This window comes from Variovorax sp. 01T439_2 (assembly GCF_056398445.1).
Window position 1 is genome coordinate 1 of record NZ_JBFTPJ010000442.1, and the last position, 4682, is coordinate 4682.

The 4682-nt window shown below is 68.9% G+C and carries 6 protein-coding genes and 1 pseudogene; 6 read left to right on the top strand and 1 reads right to left on the bottom strand.

Annotation, left to right across the window (positions count from 1 at the left end):
- Both AC1DOC_RS19895 and AC1DOC_RS19900 read left to right on the top strand, forming a co-directional pair.
- Positions 1–203: pseudogene (locus AC1DOC_RS19895) on the top strand (hypothetical protein); the annotation flags it as partial.
- Positions 204–287: 84 nt separating this feature from the next.
- Positions 288–752, top strand: a complete 465-nt coding sequence (locus tag AC1DOC_RS19900) for a hypothetical protein (RefSeq protein ID WP_478079421.1) — start codon at positions 288–290, stop codon at positions 750–752.
- On the opposite strand, the gene AC1DOC_RS19905 is transcribed toward AC1DOC_RS19900, so the two are convergent.
- Complete coding sequence (locus AC1DOC_RS19905) at positions 738–1034, bottom strand: YfhL family 4Fe-4S dicluster ferredoxin (protein WP_478130346.1); 297 nt, start codon at positions 1032–1034, stop codon at positions 738–740. The two genes, AC1DOC_RS19900 and AC1DOC_RS19905, sit on opposite strands and share 15 nt — an antisense overlap.
- 63 nt (positions 1035–1097) lie before the next feature.
- On the opposite strand from AC1DOC_RS19905, the gene AC1DOC_RS19910 reads away from it, so the two are divergent.
- The 4 genes from AC1DOC_RS19910 to AC1DOC_RS19925 form a co-directional block, all read left to right on the top strand.
- Entirely contained in the window at positions 1098–2048 is a 951-nt protein-coding gene (locus AC1DOC_RS19910; RefSeq protein WP_015867120.1) for an ABC transporter permease, read from the top strand.
- Positions 2045–2920 (top strand): ABC transporter permease, encoded by an 876-nt coding sequence (locus AC1DOC_RS19915; protein WP_027729550.1) that lies wholly within the window; start codon positions 2045–2047, stop codon positions 2918–2920. Before AC1DOC_RS19910 ends, AC1DOC_RS19915 begins: the two co-directional genes overlap by 4 nt.
- 5 nt (positions 2921–2925) lie before the next feature.
- The gene (locus AC1DOC_RS19920; protein ID WP_478130347.1) at positions 2926–3915 is read left to right on the top strand and encodes an ABC transporter ATP-binding protein; all 990 of its coding nucleotides are present in this window, start codon (positions 2926–2928) and stop codon (positions 3913–3915) included.
- A partial coding sequence (locus AC1DOC_RS19925; protein WP_478130348.1) for an ATP-binding cassette domain-containing protein occupies positions 3912–4682 on the top strand: 771 nt, incomplete at its 3' end. The genes AC1DOC_RS19920 and AC1DOC_RS19925, both read left to right, overlap by 4 nt.

The window sequence follows — 4682 nt, forward strand, 5'->3', positions numbered from 1 at the left end:
GAGCAGCGCGAAGCCATCGAGGACGCCATCGTGAGCAGCGCGAAGCCATCGAGGACGCCATCGTGCGCACGCTGCACGCGGCGCCCGCGCTGGTGGCAGGCGAAATGGAAAAGGCCACCTTGATCATCCACACGAGCAAACCGCCCCGGCCCAAACCGCCGCGGCGGGAGCCCGGCGACGGAGGCACGCCCGCCACCGCCTAGTCAGCCGGCCAAAGAGAGAGCGCGGGAGAGAAGAGAAAAGGGAGAGAAAAAGAAATGAAAAATAGAACCAGGACCAGGAAAGCAATGGGTGCCGCCTTGCTTCTGGCGGCCTGCGGCACTTTCTGGATGCCCGCTGCGGCACAGGGAAAGTCCGCGACCTACCGCTGCGGCAACACCTACACCGACCGCCCCTGCGAAGGCGGCAAGCAGCTCGCGCTGGACGACGCGCGCACCGAGGCGGACCGCCGCGCCGCAGATGCCGCCACGCGCCGCGCCGAGCAGCGCGCCGACCAGCTCGAGCGCATCCGCCTGTCGCAGGAAAGGGAAGCCTACGAGCGCAGCCGCCGCTCGGCGCACGACGCCCGGCAGGCCGCCATGGCCGAACGCCGGCTCGCGGCTTCCGAACAGCTCGCGCGGGCACGCGCCCAAAAACTCGGCGCCGAACCCCGCAAGTCGAGCCCGCGCTTCAGCGGTGCGGCCGACGACAGGCCCGCCGCCGTGCAAGGCGGAAGCCGCAGGAAAAAGCGCAACGGTTCAAGCGCCGGCTGAGGGCGCGGGCGGCTCGGCAGCCGCGGCCTTTGCCTTGGCCGCGGCGAGCCGCTCGAACTTCTGCCAGAGCGTCTCGCGGCTTTCCACGTGGGCCGGGTTGATCGGGATGCACGCCACCGGGCATACCTGCACGCACTGCGGCTCGTCGAAGTGGCCGACGCATTCGGTGCACTTGTGCGGGTCGATCTCGTAGAACTCCGCGCCCATGTAGAYCGCATCGTTCGGGCACTCGGGCTCGCAGACATCGCAGTTGATGCATTCGTCGGTGATCATGAGAGCCATGCCCCGATTATCGCGAACAAGGCACGGTTGTTGCACGAGTCGGGTTATGCTGCGCCCCGCCCCATGAGCCTGTTCATTTTCAAGCGCCTCGCCACGCTGATCGCTACGTTGATCGGCGCCTCGGTCATCGTCTTCCTCGTTCTCGAGATCCTGCCCGGCAATGCCGCGCAGATGCTCATGGGGCCCGACGCCGCGCCCGAGGCGGTGGCCGCGCTGGCCACCAAGCTGGGCCTCGACCAGCCGGCCTGGACGCGCTACTGGCACTGGATCGCGGGCCTTCTGACCGGCAACCTGGGCGACAGCTACGCCTACAGCTCGCCGGTGCTCGACCTCATCCTCGAACGGCTGGCGCTCACTGTGCCGCTCGCGCTGCTCGCGATGGCCTTCACCACGGTGCTCGCGCTGCTGGTGGGCGTGACCGCCGCCGCGCGCCACAACAAGCTCGGCGATGTGGGCCTGATGGGGCTCACCCAGGTGGGCATCGCCATTCCCAATTTCTGGTTCGCGATCCTGCTGATCCTGGTGTTCTCGGTGCAGCTGCAGTGGTTCTCGGCCGGCGGCTTCGAGGGCTGGGGCGAAGGCATCTTCGCGGGCCTCAAGTCGCTGCTGCTGCCGGCTCTTTCGCTGGCGGTGGTGCAGGCCGCGATCCTCGCGCGCATCACGCGCTCGGCGGTGCTCGAGGTGATGCGCGAAGACTTCGTGCGCACCGCGCGCGCCAAGGGCGTTTCGCAGCGCGCGGTGCTCTGGACCCATGTGCTGCGCAACGCGATGATCCCGGTGGTCACCGTGATGGGCATGCAGTTTTCCGAGCTGCTGGCCGGCACCATCGTGGTGGAGAACGTGTTCTACCTGCCGGGCCTGGGCCGGCTGATCTTCCAGGCCATCAGCAACCGCGACCTGATCGTGGTGCGCAACTGCGTGATGCTGCTCGCGGCCCTGGTGGTCATCGTGAATTTCGTGGTCGACGTGCTCTATGCCGTGATCGATCCGCGCATCAAGGCGAGCGATATATGAGCGCCACCACTGTTCCGAGCGCAGCGGCGCTCAAGGTGCCGGGCTTCTGGCGCCGCGCGCTCCGGCACCGCAGCTTCGTGCTCGGCGGCGTGCTGACGCTGCTCCTGCTGCTGGCCGCCGCCCTCTCGCTGGTGTGGACGCCCTGGTCGCCCTACGAGATGGACATGGCCAGCAAGCTCAAGCCGCCCTCGGGCGCGCACTGGCTGGGCACCGACACCTTCGGGCGCGACGTGGCCTCGCTGCTGCTGGTGGGGGCGCGCGCCTCCATCCTGGTGGGCGTGATCGCGGTGGGCATCGGCCTTGTCGTGGGCACCGCGCTGGGCCTGCTTGCCGCGGCGCGGCGCGGCTGGGTCGAGGAAGCGATCATGCGGCTCACCGATTTCTCGCTCGCGTTTCCGGCCATCCTGTCGGCCATCATGATGACGGCGGTGTTCGGCGCCGGCATCGTCAACGCGATCGTCGCGATCGGCATCTACAACATCCCGACCTTTGCACGCATCACGCGCGCCTCGGCCAATGCCATCTGGTCGCGCGAATACGTGGCCGCCGCGCGGGCCTGCGGCAAGGGTTCGTTCGCCATCACGATGCAGCACGTGCTGCCCAACATCTCGGCCGTGCTGATCGTGCAGATCACGATCCGCTTCGCCATTGCCATCCTGGCCGAGGCCGCCCTTTCCTACCTTGGCCTGGGCACGCAGCCACCGCAGCCCTCGTGGGGCCGCATGCTGAGCGAGGCGCAGACCATGATGTTCCAGTCGCCGCTGCTCGCGGTGTTCCCCGGCATGGCCATTGCCATGGCGGTGCTCGGCCTCAACCTGCTCGGCGACGGGCTGCGCGACCTGCTCGACCCGCGCCTTGCGCGCGCCCGCTAAGCGATATGCCACTGCTCGAAGTCAAAGACCTGCACGTCGAACTGCAAACGCAGCGCGGCCCCGCCGAGGCCGTGCGCGGCATCGGCTTCACGCTGGAGCGCGGCGAAACGCTGGGCATCGTGGGCGAATCGGGCTGCGGCAAGTCGATCACGGTGATGTCGCTGATGGGCCTGTTGCCATCGACCGCCAAGGTCAGCGGCAGCATCCGCTTCGACGGCACCGAGCTCGTCGGCCTCGGCGAAAAGGCCATGTGCCAGATCCGCGGCAACCGCATCGGCATGATCTTCCAGGAGCCGATGACGGCGCTGAACCCGGTGCACACCATTGCGCGCCAGGTCGGCGAGCCGCTGCGGCTGCACCGCGGACTCACGGGCGCCGACGCGCGCAAGGAAGTGCTGGCGCTGCTCGATCGCGTGGGCATTCCCGATGCGGCTTCGCGGCTCGATGCCTATCCGCACCAGTTCTCGGGCGGGCAGCGCCAGCGCATCGGCATTGCCATGGCGCTGGCCTGCGGCCCCGACCTGCTGATTGCCGACGAGCCCACCACCGCGCTGGACGTCACCATCCAGAAGCAGATCCTCGAACTGATCCAGGGCCTGGTCGCGGAGCGCGGCATGGCGCTGATCCTGATCTCGCACGACCTGGGCGTGATCGCCCAGAGCGTCTCGAAGATGCTGGTGATGTACGGCGGCAGCGTGGTCGAGAGCGGCCCGACTGACACCGTGTTTGCCGAGCGCGCGCATCCCTACACGCAGGGCCTGTTTGCGGCGCGGCCGGCGCTTGGCGCGCCGCGCGGCATTCGCCTGGCCACCATCCGGGGCAGCGTGCCCGAGCTGGTCGACCTGCCGCCGGGCTGCCCCTTCGCGGGCCGCTGCAAGTACACGGTCGACGCCTGCCACACGATGCGGCCGCTGCCGACCGTGCTGCGGCACGCGCATGCGGTGCGCTRCATCCGGCTCGAGGAAATTGCGGCGGAAGGCGCGCTCGAATCATGAACCAACCCGCCAGCACGCAGCCCCTGCTCGAGGTGACGGACCTCGTGCGCCACTACGCGCTGCCGCGCGAAAAGCTCTTCGGGCCGCCGCCGCTGGTGAAGGCGCTCAACGGCGTGAGCTTCAGCGTCGCGGCCGGCCGCAGCCTGGGCATCGTCGGTGAATCGGGCTCGGGCAAGTCGACCATCGCGCGCCTGGTGATGGCGCTCGACACGCCCACCTCGGGCAGCGTGCGCATGCTGGGCCGCGACCTGCACCGGCTGCCCAAGGGCGAGCTGCGCGCGGCGCGGCGCGATTTCCAGATGGTGTTCCAGGACCCGTACGGCTCGCTCGATCCGCGCCAGACGGTGGCGCGCATCGTCGCCGAGCCGCTCGAAGCACTGGCCGAAACCAGCCGCGCCGAACAGCGCGAGCGCGCCTCCGAGGCGCTGGCCGCCGTGGGCCTGCGCACCACCGACATGGACAAGTACCCGCACGAATTCTCGGGCGGGCAGCGCCAGCGCATCGCGATCGCGCGCGCGCTCATCACGCGGCCCAAGCTCATCGTGGCCGACGAGCCCGTGAGCGCGCTCGACGTGTCGGTGCAGGCCCAGGTGCTCAACCTCATGCAGGACCTGCAGCAGCAGTTCGGCGTGAGCTACCTGCTCATCAGCCACGACCTCGCGGTGGTGAACCACCTGTGCGACGAGGTCTGCGTGGTGTGGAAAGGCAAGATCGTCGAGCAGGGCCCGCCCGGCGATCTCTTTCGCAATGCGCAGCATCCCTACACG

What these genes read in the sequence shown, in the direction of transcription:
- AC1DOC_RS19900 (WP_478079421.1), top strand. Translation starts at nt 288, where the DNA reads ATGGGTGCCGCCTTGCTTCTGGCGGCCTGCGGCACTTTCTGGATGCCC.
- AC1DOC_RS19910 (WP_015867120.1), top strand. Translation starts at nt 1,098, where the DNA reads ATGAGCCTGTTCATTTTCAAGCGCCTCGCCACGCTGATCGCTACGTTG.
- AC1DOC_RS19915 (WP_027729550.1), top strand. Translation starts at nt 2,045, where the DNA reads ATGAGCGCCACCACTGTTCCGAGCGCAGCGGCGCTCAAGGTGCCGGGC.